The sequence below is a fragment of the Grimontia sp. NTOU-MAR1 genome, assembly GCF_035758505.1.
Lineage (GTDB): Bacteria > Pseudomonadota > Gammaproteobacteria > Enterobacterales > Vibrionaceae > Enterovibrio > Enterovibrio marinus.
Genome location: NZ_CP142108.1, coordinates 2,969,140 through 2,986,385 on the forward strand (window position 1 = coordinate 2,969,140; position 17,246 = coordinate 2,986,385).

18 protein-coding genes are annotated in these 17,246 nt (G+C 50.7%); 3 read left to right on the plus strand and 15 right to left on the minus strand.

Going from position 1 to position 17,246, the window contains the following annotated elements; all coding sequences use genetic code 11:
- Positions 1–252: 252 nt before the first annotated feature.
- From VP504_RS13795 to VP504_RS13830, 8 genes are all read right to left on the minus strand, one after another.
- On the minus strand, positions 253–2,205 hold the full coding sequence (locus VP504_RS13795; RefSeq protein WP_325891651.1) for a DUF3857 domain-containing transglutaminase family protein: 1,953 nt from the start codon (positions 2,203–2,205) through the stop codon (positions 253–255).
- Positions 2,206–2,264: 59 nt separating this feature from the next.
- Positions 2,265–3,416 carry a radical SAM family heme chaperone HemW gene (gene hemW / locus VP504_RS13800; RefSeq protein WP_325891653.1) on the minus strand — a complete coding sequence of 384 codons (1,152 nt, stop codon included), beginning with the start codon at positions 3,414–3,416 and terminating at the stop codon, positions 2,265–2,267.
- 6 nt (positions 3,417–3,422) lie between these two features.
- A complete protein-coding gene (locus tag VP504_RS13805; RefSeq protein WP_325891654.1) occupies positions 3,423–4,022 on the minus strand; it encodes an XTP/dITP diphosphatase in 600 nt (199 codons plus the stop codon).
- Between the two features lie 89 nt (positions 4,023–4,111).
- Positions 4,112–4,546: a DUF4426 domain-containing protein gene (locus VP504_RS13810; RefSeq protein ID WP_325891655.1), complete on the minus strand. Its 435-nt coding sequence runs from the start codon at positions 4,544–4,546 to the stop codon at positions 4,112–4,114.
- A 94-nt stretch (positions 4,547–4,640) separates the two neighbouring features.
- Positions 4,641–4,952, minus strand: a complete 312-nt coding sequence (gene yggU / locus VP504_RS13815; RefSeq protein ID WP_325891656.1) for a DUF167 family protein YggU — start codon at positions 4,950–4,952, stop codon at positions 4,641–4,643.
- 3 nt (positions 4,953–4,955) lie between these two features.
- The gene (locus VP504_RS13820; RefSeq protein ID WP_062705825.1) at positions 4,956–5,522 is read right to left on the minus strand and encodes a YggT family protein; all 567 of its coding nucleotides are present in this window, start codon (positions 5,520–5,522) and stop codon (positions 4,956–4,958) included.
- 9 nt (positions 5,523–5,531) lie between these two features.
- A complete protein-coding gene (proC, locus tag VP504_RS13825) occupies positions 5,532–6,350 on the minus strand; it encodes a pyrroline-5-carboxylate reductase (RefSeq protein ID WP_046304352.1) in 819 nt (272 codons plus the stop codon).
- Between the two features lie 46 nt (positions 6,351–6,396).
- A complete protein-coding gene (locus VP504_RS13830; RefSeq protein ID WP_325891657.1) occupies positions 6,397–7,101 on the minus strand; it encodes a YggS family pyridoxal phosphate-dependent enzyme in 705 nt (234 codons plus the stop codon).
- Between the two features lie 26 nt (positions 7,102–7,127).
- On the opposite strand from VP504_RS13830, the gene VP504_RS13835 reads away from it, so the two are divergent.
- Together VP504_RS13835 and VP504_RS13840 are read left to right on the plus strand one after the other, a co-directional pair.
- The gene (locus tag VP504_RS13835; RefSeq protein ID WP_325891658.1) at positions 7,128–8,165 is read left to right on the plus strand and encodes a type IV pilus twitching motility protein PilT; all 1,038 of its coding nucleotides are present in this window, start codon (positions 7,128–7,130) and stop codon (positions 8,163–8,165) included.
- 2 nt (positions 8,166–8,167) lie between these two features.
- Positions 8,168–9,277: a PilT/PilU family type 4a pilus ATPase gene (locus VP504_RS13840; protein ID WP_325891659.1), complete on the plus strand. Its 1,110-nt coding sequence runs from the start codon at positions 8,168–8,170 to the stop codon at positions 9,275–9,277.
- A 51-nt stretch (positions 9,278–9,328) separates the two neighbouring features.
- Here the strand turns inward: VP504_RS13840 and ruvX are convergent, their stop codons facing one another.
- The 7 genes from ruvX to metK form a co-directional block, all read right to left on the minus strand.
- Entirely contained in the window at positions 9,329–9,760 is a 432-nt protein-coding gene (ruvX, locus tag VP504_RS13845) for a Holliday junction resolvase RuvX (RefSeq protein ID WP_325891660.1), read from the minus strand.
- Positions 9,761–9,769: 9 nt separating this feature from the next.
- Positions 9,770–10,333, minus strand: coding sequence for a YqgE/AlgH family protein (locus VP504_RS13850; RefSeq protein ID WP_325891661.1), 564 nt, complete (start codon positions 10,331–10,333; stop codon positions 9,770–9,772).
- 110 nt (positions 10,334–10,443) lie between these two features.
- Positions 10,444–11,391 (minus strand): glutathione synthase, encoded by a 948-nt coding sequence (gene gshB, locus VP504_RS13855; protein ID WP_325891662.1) that lies wholly within the window; start codon positions 11,389–11,391, stop codon positions 10,444–10,446.
- Positions 11,392–11,420: 29 nt separating this feature from the next.
- On the minus strand, positions 11,421–12,152 hold the full coding sequence (gene rsmE / locus VP504_RS13860) for a 16S rRNA (uracil(1498)-N(3))-methyltransferase (protein WP_325891663.1): 732 nt from the start codon (positions 12,150–12,152) through the stop codon (positions 11,421–11,423).
- Positions 12,153–12,227: 75 nt separating this feature from the next.
- Positions 12,228–12,920: an endonuclease gene (locus VP504_RS13865; RefSeq protein WP_325894050.1), complete on the minus strand. Its 693-nt coding sequence runs from the start codon at positions 12,918–12,920 to the stop codon at positions 12,228–12,230.
- A 130-nt stretch (positions 12,921–13,050) separates the two neighbouring features.
- Complete coding sequence (locus VP504_RS13870; RefSeq protein ID WP_325891664.1) at positions 13,051–13,542, minus strand: SprT family zinc-dependent metalloprotease; 492 nt, start codon at positions 13,540–13,542, stop codon at positions 13,051–13,053.
- Between the two features lie 89 nt (positions 13,543–13,631).
- A complete protein-coding gene (gene metK, locus VP504_RS13875) occupies positions 13,632–14,786 on the minus strand; it encodes a methionine adenosyltransferase (RefSeq protein WP_325891666.1) in 1,155 nt (384 codons plus the stop codon).
- A gap of 385 nt (positions 14,787–15,171) precedes the next feature.
- On the opposite strand from metK, the gene tkt reads away from it, so the two are divergent.
- The gene (gene tkt / locus VP504_RS13880; protein WP_325891667.1) at positions 15,172–17,169 is read left to right on the plus strand and encodes a transketolase; all 1,998 of its coding nucleotides are present in this window, start codon (positions 15,172–15,174) and stop codon (positions 17,167–17,169) included.
- Positions 17,170–17,246: the final 77 nt, after the last annotated feature.

Consider the following 17,246-nt stretch of genomic DNA (forward strand, 5'->3'; position numbering starts at 1 on the left):
AATTTTGTTCTAGCTATAAGCGTTTTAGGCGCGGCGAGGTGTGTGCCGCCTAGTACTCTAAGCAAATACGCCTCAACAAAGCATAAAACGCTTAGAGTACGGGACGCGCAGTCGAACCCTTCGGGCAGCGCTTGTGGGGAATTTCTGCTGCGTTATCAGCTTCTCATGTAGGCTAGCTACACATCGAAGCTTCTGCCTTACATAAAATCCCCACAAACTGCTGCAAAAGTCATCACCAAAGGTCAACAGCCCCTAAGGCCGATAGGTAAATTCGTAATCTACGTTTTGCCAAGCGTCATCGACGTGACGCATGTACTGACGAAGTTCCTTTGCCTCTACATGACGGGTCTTGGCTCGGTAATAGTAGTCTGCTTCTACATACGTATTGTCCAGCAGGACATTACCGGGTTCGGCAATCGTTCTTAAAGAGCTTTTGAACTCGAAGAATGGGTTATTCACTGTGCTTTCAGATTGCTCGATGCTCCAGTTTTCTGGGAGGCTCAATTTGATCTTCTGTCGTACAGCGCCATCGGTGCCAAAGCCGAAAGGGGTTTTGCGCCTTATTAAATCCGGTTTGGTGAGGTAATCATCAACAATGTCACCAGAGATCATGAACGAGTATGTGTCATCACTTTTCGACCAGAGATCGTCAATGATATAGGCTTCGTTAAGTGTCAGCTCGTTGAGATCTTTATCGTCACTCACTGACAAAGGACGCAGGAAATCGAGACCACTGAAGAAACCTGCGTAATAATTGGCGTATTCCTCACCAAGCTCTCTCAAGGGCTTGGATTCCAGATACCGTCGCCAGCGTTCTGCTTCCAATCCACGATAGGTGGTTTTGACTGCCAAATAGCTTTGCGCATTGGCGTGATTGACCACATAACGTTGCTCAATATCCTGGATGACAGGTATTTCCTGTGTCGACATCTGGGTGAGGTCGCTACTGTCGGGCTTGAGTATCAAGCCATAGCCTAGCCTTGATTGAGCGAGGGTATCAAGGCGGTTTCCCTGATGTGTACGGGTGGCATCAATCCAAATCCAATCGCCATCTTTCTTCATCGCCACAATCACGTGGTTAAAGCTGAATGGAGCGGCAGGCTGGTTAGCAAGTTGTTCACGCCAGAAGGTGTCGACTAGCGCGGGATAGGCTTCAACATCCATCGCCTCCAACATGGAAACCAGCAGTAAGGCTTTGTCTTTACAATCGCCATAGGCCTGGGAAATGATTTGCGCTGGCGGGCGTGGCTTGTGGGAGCCAATGCCGTTCTCTATACCGAGGTAGCGGATATTGTTCTGCACATAGTGAATAGCGGCAACGGCCTGCTTCTCTGCCGAATCGGGATAAGTTTGTTGAATATCTTGCACTAGCGCCAGCACTTCCTTGTCTTCTGGTCTGGCCTGATAAAGCGGCAGTGCCCAACTCACCACATCTTTCCATCCTGTGTAGCTCGATACATGAAGGTAAGGGTAGGGATTGTACCAGCGAGGCTGCTCTGGCTCGTCGAAATCATAAAGGCCGTTGGTTTGACGATAGGAGAAGGTGGTGACGCCATTTTTACGTGTCTGGCGGAAATCTCCCTGTCCTTTTCCGTCGAGGTTCGTCACAGAAATACCACTATTTGTAGGCGCCAGAATACGTGCATTCACCAGCGCCACTGTGCTTGCCCAGCCGGTTTTGATGTACCACTCGCGATGCTTGCCAAACACGGGATTGAAGCCGGTTATGGTGTAGCTGATGTCAATCACGTCGCCCACTTGTACATCATTGAGTACAATATGCAGGGTTTCATCACCGTTATAGAGCAATGAATCAAGATCAACCTCCCGTTTGAAGCGGTCGATCTCAGCGGTTTCTTTTCGATCCAGCACTTTGCCATCGCGCACCAGTTCTAGGCGGTGGATCGCGACTTTTTGATAAGAAGGATCGAAGTCTATCGAGATTTGGGAGCCGGACTCAACGCCTTCAATTGACACCACTTTGCTTGTGTAGCGTTTGTATTCGACGGGATCTGTCACGACAAGGTTAAGCTGCCTGTCCACGATCAGAAACTGTTGATCGTAATAGTGGGCGCTTTTTTCGATCTCTGGAATTTGGGAGATTGGCTCCACCCAATCTGGCAGAGCTGCATATAAGGCATTTTGAGCCAAAGCGAGTTGGGGAAAACTCGCCAGAGCGCCAAGGGCAATCAGATACTTCTTCATCTACTACGCTGTCCATTGCTATCGAGAACAAAAGGCAGCATCGCACAGGCTGCGGCTGCCTACTCGTTGATGAACCCTGCGAGTAGATCATTCAAGAACAATCGCCCTTTCTCTGTGACTTGCCAGTGGGTGTCAGTCTCTGTCAGCAAGCCTTCCTCAATCGCATGTCGAAGCGGCGTTTCCACAGTGTCGAGCGCCAACCCTGTTCTTGCCGGATAATCGGCTTTTGGGCAGGACTCCACCAATCGGAATCGGTTCATGAAGAACTCGAACGGCAGTTCATCTGCTTCCACTATATGCAATTCACTGAGGTAGTCTTTCTCAGGATCGAGATATCCGCGAGGATGTTTCACTTTTACTGTGCGCTGTACGGTATTGTTGTCGGAGGTAACTTTTCCGTGAGCTCCGCAACCGATACCCAGATAATCGCCAAAACGCCAGTAGTTGAGATTATGACGGCACTGGAATTCTGGTTTACTGTAGCCAGAGGTCTCGTACTGTACATAGCCCGCTGCTGACAGCATTTTATGGCCTTGTTCGAAAATGTCCCACAGGTCATCATCGTCCGGTAGCTTGGGCGGCTTGGAATAATACTGGGTGTTTGGTTCGATGGTGAGCTGATACCAGGAAAGGTGAGGCGGGTTAAGCTCAATCGCCTGCTTTAGATCATCCAAAGCGCCTTCGAGAGTTTGGTCAGGAAGGCCATGCATCAGGTCGAGGTTAAAGCTGTTGAGGTCAGCTTCGTGCGCCAAATTGGCAGCGCGCTTGGCTTCCTCCGCGCCGTGTATGCGGCCGAGACGGGTGAGCTTTTTGTTATCAAAGCTTTGTATGCCAATCGATATGCGGTTCACGCCGGCCTTGCGGTAAGCAATGAACTTATCGGCTTCCACGGTGCCCGGGTTGGCTTCCATGGTGATTTCAATGTCATCCGCAAAGGGGATCTGTGCTTCGATGCCCTGCAGTAAGCGAGTAATTTCCTCTGGCGACATCAGGCTCGGTGTACCACCGCCAATGAATATGGAATGCAGCTCTCGGCCACTCACGCCTTTAAATCGGTTGAGGTCTTTTCTTAAATCATCAAGTAAGGCATCGATGTAGTCGCGCTCCGGTACCTCGCCCTTGAGCGTGTGGGAGTTGAAATCGCAGTACGGGCACTTTTGCACACACCAGGGGATGTGAACATAAAGGCTCAGGGGAATGTGAACCGTCATCGGGGATTACTTCTTCTCTTTACTCAAGGCAGCAAACAGCTTCTTCAGCGCCTGACCGCGGTGAGAGATTTGCTTTTTCACCGCAGGCTCAATGTTTGCCAGCGTGCAGCCATGTTCTTCGACGTAGAACACTGGGTCGTAACCAAAGCCGTGTGAGCCCGACGCTTCACGGGCGATGGTGCCTTCAAATTTGCCATGGCAAACCAGTGGTGTTGGGTCATTGGCGTGACGCATATAAACCAGTACACAGTGGAAACGCGCGGTGCGTTTGTCATCCGGTACGTCTGCCATGTTTTCCAGCAGCTTTTCCAGATTCGCCTGATCGCCTTTTCCTTCGCCGGCATAACGCGCGCTGTAAACACCCGGCGCGCCGTTGAGGTAATCCACTTCCAAACCGGAGTCATCTGCGATGGCTGGCAGGCCAGTTTCTTTTGCTGCATGGCGCGCTTTGATGATGGCGTTTTCAATGAAGGTGGTGCCGGTTTCGTCAGCGTCTTTTACCGCGAACTCACTTTGTGCAAACACTTCCAGACCGAAATCCTGTAGCAGATCGGCCATCTCTTTGACCTTACCAGCGTTACCTGTTGCCAGAACCACTTTGCTCATTGTTCTCTCCTGAATTTTGGGGCGGCCGCGAATCGAAAACCCAAAAAAGGCGCCGCAATTGGGCGCCATGATACCTGAATAAACATGGGTCAGTCAGCGTAAAACGTCTGGTTAAAGGTCAGTTTTCCGCTGCGGTTTCCTTCAGCGCTGATATCAATAGTGAAGGCGTAATTTTCTTCGTTGGCAAACCTAAGCTCTGCCAGATAGTAAATTGCATCGCCTTCACGCACTTCGCGGAAGGTCAGTGGCTTTTTGGTTCCTAAAAGATTACGCGCTTCGCCAGTCAGTGTGGCTGTGAGTGCCGGTTTTCCTGCCTGTGCTTTATCTAAAATGGCGATGTTCAGGATGGCATTCACACCACTGCGTTTCAGATCATAGGCCTTGGCAACTTTTGGGGTAATAAACGTTGAGTTAAACGCCGAGTAATGCACTTCCAGCGTGCCGATATCTTTAGACTGACCAGCGTGAGCGAACGGGGAGAGCAGCATCAGTGCGCTTATCAGGGGGAGAACGAAACGTTTCATGACGGATATCCTTGTCGGGTGAAACCAGTGCGTCCATTTGCCTAGGCACCTAAGACCATTTGCTGAGCAGCCCAGGAAAGGACGCACCTTTTTATTACTGCTTAAGTGCAGGGATCAGATCACTGATGGCATCCGGACAAAGCGAAGGGCTATGAATGCGAACTTGCTTGTGTCTGCCAAGCTCACCTTTTTCGATATCAACCTGGCCTTTGGCCACTTTGAATTGTTTCGACAGGAATTTGGTGAGGTGGGCGTTGGCTTTGCCATCAACAGGTGGGGCGGTGATGGCGAGTTTAATTTCCTCGCCGTGTTGCCCCATCCATTGGTCCCTACTGGCCTTGGGCTGGATATAGAGCCTTAAGATAAGGTCATCGTTATCCAGCCAGGCAGGGCGTGGTGTGGTCATGACTTATAGCACGAACCACAGATTGCCGAAGTATGGGCTCAGTAGGTCGCCGATAAAGAAATTCAGGAACTGCAGCGCGATGAAGAGGAACAGGATGCTGAGATCCAGACCGCCCAGTGGTGGGATCACGCGGCGAATTGGCGCGACCAGTGGTTCTGTGAGTTGCACCATCACGTATTCAATTGGGCTGCGGCCTTGGCTCACCCAGCTCAGAATCGCGCGAAGGATCAGTACCCAAAACAGCAGGCCACCTGCTGCTTTCACCAATGCCACCAAACCAATCAGCAAGTAGCTGGAATCAAACACCAAGGTGCCTGAACCTACCAGTTGCAACGTGAAGAATTTCGCCACGCACAGCAGGTAAGCAAACAGCACGGTTGCCAAATCCAGACTGCCAACTGAAGGAATGATGCGGCGCAGCGGTGAAACCACTGGCTGGGTGGCTTTCACCACAAATTGGCTGAATGGGTTATAGAAGTCGGCACGTGCCCACTGCAACCAGACCCGAAGCAACACCACCATGATGTAAAGATCGAACAGTGTTGAAACGAGGAAATTCATCGAGTTCATAAGTTAGCCCTAAAATAGCGATTCCATCTCTTCGGCGCGGCGTACTGCAGCCTGCATGGCTTCAGAGACCGTTTCCGTGAGTTGTTTGTTATTAAATACGTTCAGTGCCTCAGCGGTGGTGCCGCCTTTGGACGTGACTTGTTCTCTTAAGGTTGCCAGTTCAATGTCTGGGTTGGCAACCACCATTTTAGCCGCGCCCAGTGCAGACTGTTGCACTAATAAGCGAGCTGTTTCCTTGTCAAAGCCTTGTCGCTCAGCTTCAGCCTGCATTGCTTCCATAAACAGGAAAAAATACGCAGGCGCACTGCCCGCTGCGGCGATAACAGCGTTAATTCCAGACTCTTCTGAAACCCAGCAAATTTCGCCTACAGCTTTCATCAGTTGTCCTGCGAACAACTTGTCTGCATCACTAACGAAGTCTGGCGCATAAAGACCGCTCATACCCTCACTAACTAGTGAAGGTGTGTTCGGCATCACGCGAACCAGTTTAAGTTGTGAACCTGCCATTTCACTGAGGCGAGCACTGGAAATGCCAGCAGCAATTGAAATCACGAGTTTGCTCGACCAATCTACACCTTCCATATTTTGGAGCAGTGTTTCCATATCTTGAGGCTTTACAGCCAGAACAACTACGTCGGCTTGCTTTGCGCTGGCAACAGCATCTTCGTTGGCTATGATGCCGTAAGCTTCTCTGTGTTTCGCACTGACTTCAGGGCTTCTATCGACAGCAATGAGTTTTTGAGCAGGATAACCTGACTCAAGTAGGCCGGCGATGATTGAGCGAGCCATGTTGCCCGCACCGATAAAAGCGACTGTACGTTGTTCCATCAATGATATCTCCTTTGAGAAGGTCAACAGACCCTAGATTAATTGGCTATTTGCGGTTGCTATAATCACGCGCACCGAAAATCGCGGTGCCGATACGCACCATGGTGCTGCCGGAAGCAATCGCTGCATCCATGTCGCCGCTCATACCCATCGACAGGGTATCAAATTGCGGTCGACCTGCTTTCATTTCTTCAAACAGCGCGGACAGCGGCGCGAAGGCTTCAAGCTGTTTCTGGTGATCGTCTTCCGGCTGCGGAATGCACATCAGGCCGCGAAGCGTCAGGTTTGGCAATGCATCGATTTCATCTGCCAGCGTTTTCACTTCTTCAAATCCGGTGCCGGATTTAGAGACCTCACCGCTGGTGTTCACCTGAATCAGCACTTGAAGTGGCGCTAATTCATCCGGACGCTGATCACTGAGGCGTTGTGCAATCTTGCTGCGGTCAATCGAGTGAACCCAATTGAAGTGCTCGGCAATCGGCCGGGTTTTATTGGACTGGATAGGGCCAATAAAGTGCCATTCAAGATCGGGGTGAATGGCGCTGAAATGGGTGATTTTTTCGACACCCTCCTGCACATAGTTTTCGCCAAACAGGGTGTGGCCTGCTTCCACGGCGTCTGCGATGGCTTCAATGGGTTTGGTTTTGCTGACAGCGAGTAATTGCACGCCAGAGGCGTCTCTCCCGCATTTTTGTGCGGCACTGTCTATTTGGCTGGTGACCTGTTCTAGGTTTTGTTTGATACTACACATGTTAGATTCTGCGAGGAAACGAGTTAATGGATATTACTGAATTACTGGACTTTAGTGTAAAGCATAACGCTTCAGATCTACATCTTTCTGCAGGGGTTCCCCCAATGGTCCGCGTAGATGGTGATGTCCGCAAGCTTAGCCTGCCTCCGCTAGACCACAATGCTGTGCACCGTCTTATTTTCGATATCATGAACGATGCTCAGCAGCGCGAGTTTGAACAGAACCTTGAAGTTGACTTCTCTTTTGAGCTTGCCTCTGTCGGTCGCTTCCGTGTCAATGCGTTTCACCAATCCCGAGGCTGTGCCGCGGTGTTCCGCAGCATTCCTTCGAAAATTCCAACACTTGATGCGATTAACGCACCAGCAGTGTTCCAACAATTTACCGAATATCAGAAAGGTCTGGTACTGGTCACCGGACCGACAGGCTCAGGTAAGTCGACCACGTTGTCGGCGATGATAGATAAAATTAACAGCAGTCAGCATCGTCACGTATTGACCATCGAAGACCCGATTGAATTTGTCCACGAACAGAAAAACTGTCTGATCAACCAGCGTGAAGTGCACCGCGATACCCACTCCTTCAACAATGCGCTCCGGTCGGCACTGCGTGAAGACCCGGATGTGATTCTGGTTGGTGAGCTTCGCGATAAAGAAACCATTAGCCTTGCGCTAACGGCAGCAGAAACCGGTCACTTGGTATTTGGTACGTTGCATACCTCCAGTGCGGCAAAAACCATCGACCGCATTATTGATGTTTTTCCAGGTGCGGATAAGCCGATGGTGCGCTCCATGCTGTCCGAATCGCTACGCGCGGTGGTTTCGCAAAAACTAGTGAAGCAGATTTCCGGCGGCCGTATTGCTGCTCACGAAGTCATGATTGCAACACCGGCTATCCGAAATCTTATCCGTGAAGACAAAATTGCCCAGATGTATTCGATGATCCAGACAGGCTCCAGTCTTGGCATGCTGACGATGGAACAGTCACTTCGAAATCTCACCATGCAAGGGTTGGTGGATACAGCTGAAGCAAATAAAGCACTGGATAATGCGGGAGTTGGCTTCTAACCATGCAGGACACGCTCCAAAAACTTCTGGATAAGATGGTGGCGCAGAAGGCGTCAGATTGTTATATCACGGTCGACGCTCCTAGTATGTTGCGGGTCGATGGCAGTTTAAAGTCTGTGGGAGAAGCACTTGATCTCGAAGGTGTGAAAACGCTTGTTAATGAAGCGATGGATGCCGAGACTGAACAGAAATTTTATGCTGACCGCGAAGCCAACTTTGCTTTGGTGACCGATAATGGACGATTTCGTGTCAGTGCGTTCTGGCAGCGTGATTTGCCGGGCATGGTGCTTCGTCGTATCGAAACTAAAATCCCTGAAATTCAGTCATTAGGCTTGCCTGATGTGATTCAGGATTTGTCGATAGCCAAACGTGGTCTGGTGCTGATTGTCGGTGCGACGGGGTCAGGTAAATCGACGTCGATGGCAGCGATGGTGGGTTTTCGTAACCGACACCGCAGCGGCCATATCCTGACGGTGGAAGACCCAATTGAGTTTATCCACCCACATGGCAAATGCATCGTGACCCAGCGTGAAATCGGCATTGATACCGACAGCTACGAAGTGGCGCTGAAAAACTCGCTGCGTCAGGCGCCGGATATGATCATGATTGGTGAGATCCGAACGCAGGAAACCATGGAATACGCCATGCAGTTTGCTGAAACCGGTCACCTTTGTATCGCAACCCTACACGCCAACAATGCTAATCAGGCACTGGAAAGAGTGCTGCATTTGGTACCGAAAGAGCGTCGCGAACAGTTCCTGTTTGATTTGTCGCTTAACCTTCGCGGTATTCTGGCCCAGCAACTGGTGCCAGACGTCAGTGGTATCGGACGTCATGGCGCATACGAGCTTCTGCTCAATACTTCCCATGTGTCGGATCTGATTCGCCGTGGTGAACTGCATGAGCTGAAAGAAACGATCCGCAAAGGCAAGAACGCGGGAATGTGTACCTTTGACCAATCCCTGTTTGAGTTGTTTCAGGCGGGCAAGGTTTCTAAAGACGAAGCACTCCACCACGCGGACTCGCGAAATGATCTCAAACTCATGATGAAAATGGCTGAGCAGTCATCTGCCGGACTTTCGCTGGCGAATGTCAGCATTGAGGGGCAGTAAATAAAGTTGTGGTTCGCAGATAAAAGAAAAGCGCCTGAGTGCGCTTTTCGTTCATTCACCGTATTGGTTTTCAAACCAGCTTTCAACAATGATGACCGCTGACTGGCTATCGATTTCCCCTTTGCCAAGTGCTTTATAGCCGCCGTATTCGAAAAGGGAAGACCGTGCTTCTGTCGTGGTCAGACGCTCGTCATGCAATTCCACATTCACGCCAAAACGGCCTTTCAGGCGGTTGGCAAATTTACGGGCGCGGGGCGTGATGCTTTCGAGTTCGCCCCCTCGTAAGTCTAAAGGCAAACCGACGACCACCAGATCTGGCACCCATTCTTTCAAGATAGCTTCAATGGCTTCCCAGCTGGGAATACCGTCTTTGGCCTTGAGAGCCTTTAGCGGACGGGCGGTGCCGGTAATGGCCTGACCGATAGCTACACCAATACTTTTTGTGCCGTAGTCAAAACCCAGCACAGTTTGAATGTTACTCATGGAAAACTCTTATGCGTGTCCAACGTCTGTGGACAGGTTCAAGGCATCTATGCCCATTTGCTTGAGGGCTTTTTCCCAGCGCTCGTTGATGGGGGTGTCGAAAATGACTTTGGGATCTGCTTCTATGGTTAGCCAACTGTTTTCTGCCAGTTCCTGCTCAAGTTGGCCAGCATCCCAACCCGCGTAGCCAAGCGCAACAATGAATTGCTCGGGCTCCTCAGTGGTTCCCAAGATACTGAGAATGTCTTTGGATGTCGTCACGGTCAGCTCATCAGAAAGCTGAACACTCGAGCCGAAAAGCTTCGGATTCTTGTGCAGGACGAAGCCTCGATCTTCCGAAACTGGACCGCCGAAAAGCACGGGCTGGTCAAGGCTGACCGGATGGGTAACATCCTGTTCACGCTCTACCTCGATTTGATCCAGCATGTTGGCAATGGAGATATTGATAGGTTGGTTGATCACCAGTCCCATGGCGCCATCTTCGTTATGTTCGCACATATAAACGACACTGTGCTGGAAGCGTTCATCAGCCATGCTGGGCATTGCGACCAAGAAATGATTTTTTAAATTCACTGTGTCTTCCACATTGCGCCCTTCATTGCGTATGAGCCTACTTTCATTATGAGCAGTAAGCTGCAGAATGTCAGATCCGGGCGAGCAGTTTCGCCCGGCTTGCCGTGCGGTTATTTTTGCAGGCGAACTTCGATGGCATCCATTAATTTGCCACTGATATTGATATCAAATGCAGCTTCAATTTCACGGATACAAGTCGGGCTGGTCACGTTAATTTCGGTCAACTTGTCACCAATGATGTCCAAACCTACGAAGATCAGGCCTTTCTCTTTCAGCGTTGGAGCCACTGCATGGGCAATTGCCCAGTCAGTGTCGCTGAGTGGGCGTGCTTCACCACGGCCGCCTGCTGCTAGATTGCCACGGGTTTCGCCTTTGGCTGGAATACGGGCCAGACAGTAAGGCATAGGCTCACCATCTACCACCAGAATGCGTTTGTCGCCATTGCTGATGTCTGGCACGAACGTTTGCGCCATACAGTAGTTGTTGCCAAGGCTAGTCAGGGTTTCGATGATCACAGAAAGGTTAGGATCGCCCTGCTGCACGCGGAAGATAGACGAGCCGCCCATGCCATCCAAAGGTTTCAGGATCACGTCGCCGTGTTTTTCCTGAAATGCTTTGATTTGATCTGCACGACGGGTGACCAGCGTGGTTGGTGTGTGCTCTGGGAACCAAGCAGTGAACAGCTTTTCGTTACAGTCACGCAGGCTCTGCGGTTTGTTGACGATAAGACAGCCTTCCACTTCCGCACGCTCTAGAATGTAAGTCGCGTAGATGTATTCGGTATCAAACGGCGGGTCTTTACGCATCAACACAGCGTCGAGATCTGCCAGTGCGATTTCCTGTTCGCTGACCACCTCAAACCATTTCTCCGGATTTTCTTCCAGCGAGACAATCTTGGTGCGCGCCAGCGCTTTGCCTTGCTCTAAAGACAGCTCATTCATTTGCATGTAATGAATTTCCCAGCCGCGCTTTTGCGCTTCCAGCATCATGGCAAAGGAGGAGTCTTTTTTGATGTTGATGGACTCGATTGGATCCATCACTACGCCCAGTTTGATCATTAATTTATCCTTATTAACCGAGGTCGTCGTTAACCCAGATCGCCAAAGCGAACCTGCAGGGCAGTGATTGCCGTCAGTGCTGCGGTTTCAGTGCGCAGAACACGTGGCCCCAATAGTATTTCCTCGAACCCGAACTCGCGGGTTCGCTCAATTTCTTCTGATGACAGGCCGCCTTCAGGGCCAATCAGCAATCGTACGCGGTTAACTGGCTCAGGTAGGGTATTGATTGAGTATTTTGCACGTGGGTGAAGGTTTAGCTTCATCCCGTCGAATGTCTCCTGCATCCACCCATCCAGCGACATTACAGAGCGGATTTCCGGCACCACATTACGGCCGCACTGCTCACAGGCTGCAATCGCGATCTTCTGCCATTGGTACAGCTTTTTGTCGAAACGTTCTGCATTGAGTTTGACGCCACAACGTTCGGAGATCAGGGGGGTGATGACGTTGACGCCCAGTTCCACTGATTTCTGGATGGTGAATTCCATCTTGTCGCCGCGGCTGATGACCTGACCCAAGTGCAAATCCAGCGGTGATTCGATGCTGCGTTCCACACGCTCAACAATGTCTACACTGACTGATTTTTTACCTGACTCGGCAATCACGGCAGGGAACTCTGCGCCGTGACCATCAAACAACAGTACTTCCTGACCTGTCTGCATACGAAGCACACGGCCGACGTGATTGGCTGCGTCTCCGCTCAGCGCAACACGGCCTGTGTCCGACAAGGATTCAGGATGAAAAATTCTTGGGATACGCATGGTGTTTTCATGAGTGAATAACAATAGGCAGCAGTGTATCACGCTGCTGCCTGTAGTCAGTAGTCCGGTGCGGAGTTATAGACCGGCCTTTTCGCAGGAAGCTTGCACAAAAGGATTGTGATTGCCTTGCTCGCGGGCGATGCGGCGGTCGCGCTCACACTCCCACTGGTTGACCGGATAGGTTTTGTCCCAGGCATCCATCAGCTTTTTCTGAGCGGATGCTAAACGAAAATCATACTTCTTGTTCATGTACTTATAAATACGAGCAATCGCACCACGACTCTCTGCAGGCGGTTCAAAAACGCGTTGCTTGAAGTTCACTTTGGCCGAGCACTGGCCGTAGAAAGCACCGTCGTTGCCATTCCATTGTGAGAAGCGGAAGTTAGAGCGGTCGCCGTTCACCTCACCAATGGCTGGTACAAGGTTGTGCAGGTCAGCTTCCATCAGTTTGAAAGAGACATCATTGCGGGTGCAGTTCTTGCGTCCACCCTCTTGCCAGCATTGGCGCTGGTGGCCGAATTGCCAAGCTGGAACCACATGCTCCCATTCAATACGGTTGGCACGCTTTTCCTGTTTGCGGACCTGATAGCCGCACTCTGAAAAATCGGGCACACCTTTTTTACCCTGCCATTCAATGTCACAGCCACAGTAAAATGAAGTGGGGTAGTCCTGATAAATTTTTTGCGCGATACGTTTGGCTTTACTGAAAGATTGCGGATGCTCAGCCGCTGACGTCATTGAGGGGATCAGCAGTGCTGAAAGCAGCATCAAAAATGTTCTCATGATGTGTTTAGCGCTCAGCGTTGGAATTGTGTAGTTTGATTATTACAGACTATTGCGAGATAAATCTCACTAAATTAGTGTTAATTGAATAGTTTGTCGATAAGTGCAATATTGCTTATGCAGATTGCGAAGTGAGGGTGAGAGGTTGTTTACAACGACGGCAAACGTATTGAACCTGGTCGCGCTGAACCTTGTTGTGACGTCGCACAGAAAGCTCAATGTGGTCGCAGGCACACTGGTAGGTAAAGGTTTTGCCTTGAACAGAGCTGATATCAAAGCTATGTGTGGTTTTTGGGGCGACACCAAACACCTGTGACATCACCGACTGCCACTCTTTGCCGTGTGGCCGCACTTTTCCAAAACGGGCATAGACAATCAGATGACTGATTTCATGCGGCACCACTTCGTCAAAAAACGCCTGGATGTTCTCTTCCAACAGAACTGGGTTAAACCTGAGTTGCCAGCGTTGAAGTAAGGCCATTCCTGCCGTTTTCCCACGAATATCAAACCGAATGGCAGGCACAGCAAAGTCACTCCCAAGCTTTTTGTTAGCCAGAGTGATGCATTCGCTGACGCGCTGGGTAAGACGATAATGGAGTTCGTTCATGTTCGGCAGTTTGGATTCAGAAGCCGACAGGGTAGGTAACAGAAACAAAAAAGGGAAGCTTAAGCTTCCCTTTTGCATGAAGGTTGCGATTACTTGATTTGAGCGAAATCGCGCAGTGCTGCCACTTTGTCGGTCTTTTCCCAAGGGAACTCTTCACGACCGAAGTGACCGTAAGCTGCTGTCTTCTTGTAGATAGGTTGTAGTAGGTTCAGCATTTCCTGAAGGCCGTAAGGGCGCAGGTCGAAGTGCTGACGAACTGCTTCGATAATGATGTCGTGAGACACTTTCTCAGTACCAAAGGTTTCAACCATGATAGACGTTGGATCCGCGACACCAATGGCGTAAGACAGTTGGATTTCACAACGGTCAGCCATGCCAGCTGCAACGATATTCTTCGCTACATAGCGCGCTGCATAAGCTGCAGAGCGGTCAACTTTTGATGGGTCTTTACCTGAGAATGCACCACCACCGTGACGTGCTGCACCGCCATAGGTATCAACGATGATCTTACGACCAGTCAAACCACAGTCACCCATTGGGCCACCGATAACGAAACGGCCAGTTGGGTTGATGAAAAAGTTGGTGTCTTTGTTGAGCCACTCTGCTGGCAGTACCGGCTTAATGATCTCTTCCATTACCGCTTCACGCAAATCTGGCGTAGAGATAGTGTCACAGTGCTGGGTAGACAGAACAACCGCATCGATACCGACAATCTTGCCCTGGTCGTACTGGAAAGTGACCTGCGACTTCGCATCTGGGCGCAACCAAGGGAGCGTACCGTTCTTGCGAACTTCAGCCTGACGTTGAACCAGACGGTGAGAGTAAGTGATTGGTGCCGGCATCAGTACGTCAGTCTCATTACATGCATAACCGAACATGATGCCCTGGTCGCCCGCGCCTTGCTCTTTAGGGTCAGTCCTATCAACGCCTTGGTTGATGTCTGGAGACTGCTTACCGATGGTGTTCAGAATGGCACACGAATCTGCATCAAACCCCATGTCAGAGTGGACATAACCGATTTCACGAACGGTTTCGCGGGTCAACTCCTCGATATCAACCCATGCTGAGGTTGTGATTTCACCACCTACCATCACCATGCCAGTTTTCACGTAAGTCTCACAGGCTACGCGTGCTTTTGGATCCTGTTCCAGAATCGCGTCAAGAACGGCGTCTGAAATTTGATCTGCGATTTTGTCTGGATGACCTTCTGACACTGACTCAGAAGTAAACAGGTGTTTAGCCATGTCTTTTCCCTAGCAATAATAAATGTTGGTTGATACCGAATCTTTGTTTGCAAAAGCACCTTTGGTGGTCTGACCGACTAACGGTATAGATGCTTTGCCATCTGGACGTCTATTCTACGCATAGACGTGTAGAAATCAACTTCACAAATGTCTAAGTTAATAAGTAAACGATTGCGTACGTATTGTTGGAGTTACAAATAGATGCAGAACTCTCCCGTTCTGAACAGACAGAATCCCAGAAAATCAGCCATGTAAAACGTTTGCAGAGCCGCCGGACTCTTGCGACAATACTTGCCCGCCGAATTCAGCAATCTGGCTAACTTGTTAACAAGTATTTAGCCAGATTGCCTATAACTCAAAACCTCTAATGATCTCAGGAGCAGACATGTCTTCTCGCAAGGTTTTAGCAAACGCGATCCGTGCCCTCAGCATGGACGGTGTACAACAAGCTAACTCTGGTCACCCAGGTGCCCCAATGGGCATGGCAGACATCGCCGAAGTCCTGTGGCGTGACCACATGAACCACAACCCACAAAACCCTGGGTGGGCAGACCGCGACCGCTTCGTGCTGTCAAACGGTCACGGCTCTATGCTGATTTACTCTCTGCTGCACCTGACCGGTTACGATCTGTCTATCGACGATCTGAAAAACTTCCGTCAACTGCACTCGAAAACCCCAGGCCACCCTGAGTATGGCTATGCGCCAGGTGTAGAAACGACGACTGGTCCTCTGGGTCAAGGCATCACCAACGCGGTGGGTATGGCCATTGCAGAAAGAGCACTGGCTGCTCAGTTCAACCGTGAAGGGCACGACATCGTTGACCACAATACTTACGTGTTCCTGGGTGACGGCTGTCTGATGGAAGGTATCTCTCACGAAGCGTGTTCGCTGGCAGGCACGCTGGGTCTGGGCAAGCTGATCGCGTTCTGGGATGACAATGGCATCTCCATTGACGGTCACGTTGAAGGCTGGTTCACTGATGACACGCCGAAGCGTTTCGAGTCTTACGGCTGGCACGTCATTCCAGCAGTTGATGGTCACGATGCAGACGCCATCAACGCAGCCATTGAAGCGGCGAAAGCAGAAACCGGTCGTCCGACTCTGATTTGTACCAAAACCATCATCGGTTTCGGCTCACCAAACAAAGCTGGCTCTCACGACTGTCACGGCGCACCACTGGGCGCAGATGAAATCAAAGCTGCACGTGAGTTCCTGGGTTGGGAGCACCCTGCGTTTGAGATCCCTTCTGACGTATACGGTCAGTGGGACGCGAAAGAAGCAGGCACCGCAAAAGAAGCAGCATGGAACGAGAAACTGGCTGCGTACGAAGCTGCACACCCAGAGCTGGCGGCAGAGTTCAAACGCCGCGTGAATGGCGAACTGCCAGCTGAGTGGGAAGAAAAAGCCAACCAAATCATTGCCGACCTACAAGCTAACCCAGCAAACATTGCGTCACGTAAAGCATCGCAAAACGCGCTGGAAGCGTTCGGTGCGATGCTGCCTGAATTCATGGGAGGCTCTGCCGACCTGGCGCCATCAAACCTGACCATGTGGTCTGGCTCAAAAGCGCTGACCGGTGAAGACGCGTCAGGCAACTATATCCACTACGGCGTGCGTGAGTTCGGTATGACTGCGATCATCAACGGTATCGCGCTGCACGGTGGTTTCGTGCCTTATGGCGCTACCTTCCTGATGTTCATGGAGTACGCCCGTAACGCGATGCGCATGGCGGCACTGATGAGAGTGCAGAACATCCAGGTTTACACCCACGATTCAATCGGTCTGGGTGAAGACGGCCCTACACACCAGCCGGTTGAGCAAATCGCTTCCCTGCGCCTGACCCCAAACATGAGCACATGGCGTCCGTGTGATCAGGTAGAATCGGCAGTGGCGTGGAAACTGGCGATTGAGCGTAAAGATGGTCCAACGTCGCTCATCTTCTCGCGTCAGAACCTGGCTCAACAAGAGCGTTCTGCTGAGCAAGTGGCAAACATCGCCAAGGGTGGCTATGTCCTGAAAGATTGCATTGGCACTCCTGAGCTCATTCTGATTGCTACTGGTTCAGAGGTTGAATTGGCTGTTGAAGCAAGCACTGAACTGTCAGCGCAGGGTTTCAATGTTCGTGTGGTGTCTATCCCATCAACTGATGTGTTCGACAAGCAAGATGCAGCATACCGTGAAGCGGTACTGCCATCAGACGTGACAGCACGCGTGGCTATCGAAGCAGGCATTGCGGACTTCTGGTACAAGTACGTGGGCTTGGACGGTCGCATCATTGGTATGCACACCTTCGGTGAATCTGCACCAGCAGGCGAGCTGTTCAAGATGTTCGGCTTCACCACAGAAAACGTGGTTGAGACAGCAAAAGAACTGTTGGCATAAGCACCCAATCAATACCGAAAACCCGCCAACTGGCGGGTTTTTTCTTTCCTGTTTTTTATCCAATCATTAAGAAACAT

Coding starts and splice junctions, on each gene's coding strand:
- gshB (WP_325891662.1), bottom strand. CDS start 11,391: ATGATCAAACTGGGCGTAGTGATGGATCCAATCGAGTCCATCAACATC.
- VP504_RS13810 (WP_325891655.1), bottom strand. CDS start 4,546: ATGAAACGTTTCGTTCTCCCCCTGATAAGCGCACTGATGCTGCTCTCC.
- VP504_RS13805 (WP_325891654.1), bottom strand. CDS start 4,022: ATGAGCAAAGTGGTTCTGGCAACAGGTAACGCTGGTAAGGTCAAAGAG.
- yggU (WP_325891656.1), bottom strand. CDS start 4,952: ATGACCACACCACGCCCTGCCTGGCTGGATAACGATGACCTTATCTTA.
- tkt (WP_325891667.1), top strand. CDS start 15,172: ATGTCTTCTCGCAAGGTTTTAGCAAACGCGATCCGTGCCCTCAGCATG.
- VP504_RS13830 (WP_325891657.1), bottom strand. CDS start 7,101: ATGTGTAGTATCAAACAAAACCTAGAACAGGTCACCAGCCAAATAGAC.
- VP504_RS13870 (WP_325891664.1), bottom strand. CDS start 13,542: ATGAACGAACTCCATTATCGTCTTACCCAGCGCGTCAGCGAATGCATC.
- metK (WP_325891666.1), bottom strand. CDS start 14,786: ATGGCTAAACACCTGTTTACTTCTGAGTCAGTGTCAGAAGGTCATCCA.
- hemW (WP_325891653.1), bottom strand. CDS start 3,416: ATGACGGTTCACATTCCCCTGAGCCTTTATGTTCACATCCCCTGGTGT.
- ruvX (WP_325891660.1), bottom strand. CDS start 9,760: ATGAGTAACATTCAAACTGTGCTGGGTTTTGACTACGGCACAAAAAGT.
- VP504_RS13835 (WP_325891658.1), top strand. CDS start 7,128: ATGGATATTACTGAATTACTGGACTTTAGTGTAAAGCATAACGCTTCA.
- VP504_RS13840 (WP_325891659.1), top strand. CDS start 8,168: ATGCAGGACACGCTCCAAAAACTTCTGGATAAGATGGTGGCGCAGAAG.
- VP504_RS13865 (WP_325894050.1), bottom strand. CDS start 12,920: ATGCTGCTTTCAGCACTGCTGATCCCCTCAATGACGTCAGCGGCTGAG.
- proC (WP_046304352.1), bottom strand. CDS start 6,350: ATGGAACAACGTACAGTCGCTTTTATCGGTGCGGGCAACATGGCTCGC.
- VP504_RS13820 (WP_062705825.1), bottom strand. CDS start 5,522: ATGAACTCGATGAATTTCCTCGTTTCAACACTGTTCGATCTTTACATC.
- VP504_RS13795 (WP_325891651.1), bottom strand. CDS start 2,205: ATGAAGAAGTATCTGATTGCCCTTGGCGCTCTGGCGAGTTTTCCCCAA.
- rsmE (WP_325891663.1), bottom strand. CDS start 12,152: ATGCGTATCCCAAGAATTTTTCATCCTGAATCCTTGTCGGACACAGGC.